The sequence below is a fragment of the Pseudomonas sp. P4_C8 genome (genome assembly GCF_056401975.1).
In genome coordinates this window covers 1-507 of the sequence record NZ_JBFUIH010000139.1, presented here as the reverse complement: position 1 = coordinate 507, position 507 = coordinate 1, and the positions used below count along the sequence as shown (strand labels likewise).

Below are 507 nucleotides of genomic sequence, written 5' to 3'. Positions count from 1 at the left end.
GAGGAACAGTTCCAGACGGTTACCGGCCGGGATCGCGTCACCCAGTTGCTGGACGATGCCCAGGGATTGCGGCTCGACCACCGCTGCAATGGCGATGAACACCGCAGCCAGACCGATCATGCTGTGCATGAAGGCGACCAGCTCGGGCATCTTGGTCATTTCAACGCGTTTGGCCATGATCGAACCGACAGTGCCGCCGATCAGCAGGCCGACGATCACGTAGACGATACCGTCATGGGCCAGTTCGGCACCGAGCTTGTAGATCAGGCCGACCGTGGTAAGGATCGCCAGGCCCATGCCGAGCATGCCGAACAGGTTGCCGCGACGCGACGTGGTGGGGTGCGAGAGGCCCTTGAGCGCCTGGATGAAGCAGACCGAGGCGATCAAATACAGGGAAGTAACCAGGTTCATGCTCATGCTTGTTGCACCTCAGCCTTGACTGCTTCGGTCTTGGCTGCCGGAGCTTTGGCCGCTTTCTTCTTGAACATTTCCAGCATTCCAGCATGC

1 protein-coding gene is annotated in these 507 nt (G+C 59.8%); it reads right to left on the bottom strand.

The genetic code is table 11. The features are described 5' to 3' along the window. The coding region (locus tag AC1DWM_RS30240; RefSeq protein WP_477796911.1) for an NAD(P)(+) transhydrogenase (Re/Si-specific) subunit beta at positions 1 to 417 on the bottom strand (417 nt) is incomplete at its 3' end. Positions 418 to 507: the final 90 nt, after the last annotated feature.